Genomic DNA, 2,428 nt, shown 5'->3' with positions numbered 1-2,428 from the left:
GTAACCGGTCACTGAGCGGCGTTCTTTGCCCGCCCGCGCCCACGCGGAACAATCCCTCCCGCATTCATCAGGGAGGAGCCGCAGTGACCAGGGCGACAGCGACCAACAACAAGTGGCGGCGGCGTAGCCGCCAGGAGTGGGAAACCGTCTTTGCGCGGTTTGCCGCGAGCGGCCTGGGGATCGAGCCGTTCTGCGCCCGCGAGGGGCTCAGCGAGTCGAGCTTCCGGCGCTGGCGTAGCCTGCTGGGCGAGCCGAGTACGCAGCCTGCCGCGCCGGCGATGGAGGCCACTGGCTTCGTCGACGCCGGCACGCTCAAACTCGGCGGCACCGGTCGCCTCGAACTGCGGCTCGATCTGGGCGACGGCGTGATCCTTCACCTGTCGCGCGGCTGATGTTCTTCCCCGAAGGCGCGGTCCGGGTCCATGTCTATGGCCGCCCGGTCGACATGCGCAAATCCTTCGACGGCCTGTACGCGCTCACACGCCAGGCGCTCGGCTGCGATCCGCTGTCGGGCGAGCTGTTCGTGTTCATCAACCGACGCGGCACGCAGATGAAGGTGCTGTACTGGGATCGCACCGGATTCTGCGTGTGGGCCAAGCGTCTCGAGCAGGGGCGCTTCGTGTCGAACTGGGCGCAGGTTCGCACGCGCCAGATGGACTGGACCGGGCTCAAGCTCTTGCTCGAAGGCATCGAGCCGGCCCGCACCAAGCGCCGTTTCCAACTGCCCGCAAACGCCGTGCAACCCGCATGAATGCTGGGTTCTACGGTAAAATATGCGCCATGCCCGCGCCGCACTCCACCCCCGTTCCGACCCTTGCCGAGGCCGCCCAGTGGGCGCCCGAGCAGATCGTCGGACTGGCGCAGGCGAACGTCGCCTTGCAGCGCGACATGGATGCGATGCGGCTCGAGTTTGCGGCACTCAAGCATCAGCTCGAGTGGTTCCGCCGCCAGCTCTTTGGCCAGAAGAGCGAGAAGCGCGTGGTGTCACCCGACACCACGCAGATGTATTTGGGCGAGTTGCCGATCCCCGACACACAGCCCGATGTCCCCGGCAAGACCGTGGCGGGACACACCCGTCGTGCGTCGCGCACCGACTTCGCCCAGAGCAAGGACGAATCGGCGCTATTCTTCGACGAGACGCGCGTCCCGGTCGAGACGATCACGCTCGCCAACCCCGAGACCGAGGGCCTCACCGCCGAACAGTTCGAGGTGATCGGCGAGAAGGTGAGCCATCGCCTGGCGCAGCGCCCGGGCAGCTACGTGATCCTCAAGTACGTGCGCCCGGTCATCAAGCGCCGCGACACGCAGACGATCCACTGCCCGGCGGCCCCCGCCGGGGTGATCGACGGTAGCCGCGCCGACGTGAGCTTCATCGCCGGGCTCATCACCGACAAGTTCTGCTACCACCAGCCGCTGTACCGCCAGCATCAGCGGCTCGGGGACAACGGCATCCGGGTCTCGCGCCCGTGGCTCACGCAGCTCACCCACGCGGCGCTCGCGCTGCTCGAGCCGATCTTTACGGCCCAGCTCGACTCGATCCGCGCAAGTCGCATCAAGGCGATGGACGAGACCCCGATCAAGGCCGGGCGCGCCGGCCCGGGGAAGATGAAGGGCGGCTACTTCTGGCCGGTGTATGGCGAGCGCGACGAAATCTGCTTCGCCTATCACGAGGGGCGTAGTGGCAAACACATTGCGCAGACCCTGGGGACCGATCCACCGCCCGAGGGGGCGGTGCTGCTCACCGACGGCTACGCGGCCTACGAGCGTTACGCACAAAAATGCGGGCTCACGCGCGCGCAATGCTGGGCGCACTCGAGAAGAAAGTTCTTCGAGGCGCAGTCGATCGAGCCCGAACGGGCGACGCAGGCACTGGAGATGATCGGCCAGCTCTACGCGGTCGAGCAGCACATCCGTGAGGCACAACTCATCGGCGAGGCACGCCGCGCATACCGGCTCGCCCAGGCCAAGCCGAGGGTCGATCGGTTCTTCGACTGGGTCGACGCCCAATTCGAATCCCACGGTCTGCTGCCGAGCTCACCGCTCACCACTGCCCTGGCCTACGTGCGTGAGCGCCGGGCCGCCCTCGAGGTCTACCTCGCCGACCCCGAGGTGCCGATCGACACCAATCATCTCGAGCGCGCCTTGCGCGTAGTGCCGATGGGCCGCCGCAACTGGCTCTTCTGCTGGACCGAGGTCGGCGCGAAATACGTGGGGATCGCGCAGAGCCTGATCGCCACCTGTCGCCTGCATGACATCGACCCCTATGTCTATCTGGTCGATGTGCTCCAACGCGTCGGCCAGCACCCTGCCGCCGATGTCGCACAACTCACCCCAAGGCTGTGGAAGCAACACTTCGCGGCCAATCCGCTTCGATCCGATCTCCACCCGCGCTCGAAGTAGGCAAGAACGCCGCCCGGTTACCGCTTAC

At 66.7% G+C, this 2,428-nt stretch carries 3 protein-coding genes; all 3 read left to right on the top strand.

What is annotated here, in order from left to right; genetic code table 11:
• Positions 1-83 precede the first annotated feature (83 nt).
• From tnpA to tnpC, 3 genes are read left to right on the top strand one after another with little or no spacing between them, the layout of a single operon-like run.
• A complete protein-coding gene (gene tnpA, locus CGK74_RS17800) occupies positions 84-392 on the top strand; it encodes an IS66 family insertion sequence element accessory protein TnpA (RefSeq protein WP_004355067.1) in 309 nt (102 codons plus the stop codon).
• Positions 392-751 carry an IS66 family insertion sequence element accessory protein TnpB gene (gene tnpB, locus CGK74_RS17795; RefSeq protein WP_002937031.1) on the top strand — a complete coding sequence of 120 codons (360 nt, stop codon included), beginning with the start codon at positions 392-394 and terminating at the stop codon, positions 749-751. Before tnpA ends, tnpB begins: the two co-directional genes overlap by 1 nt.
• A 29-nt stretch (positions 752-780) precedes the next feature.
• Positions 781-2,400, top strand: a complete 1,620-nt coding sequence (tnpC, locus tag CGK74_RS17790; protein ID WP_094269726.1) for an IS66 family transposase — start codon at positions 781-783, stop codon at positions 2,398-2,400.
• The last annotated feature ends 28 nt before the right edge of the window (positions 2,401-2,428 follow it).

Origin of the sequence: Thauera propionica, assembly GCF_002245655.1 — a bacterium.
GTDB classification, from domain to species: domain Bacteria; phylum Pseudomonadota; class Gammaproteobacteria; order Burkholderiales; family Rhodocyclaceae; genus Thauera; species Thauera propionica.
This window is presented reverse-complemented; position numbering and strand designations above follow the sequence as displayed.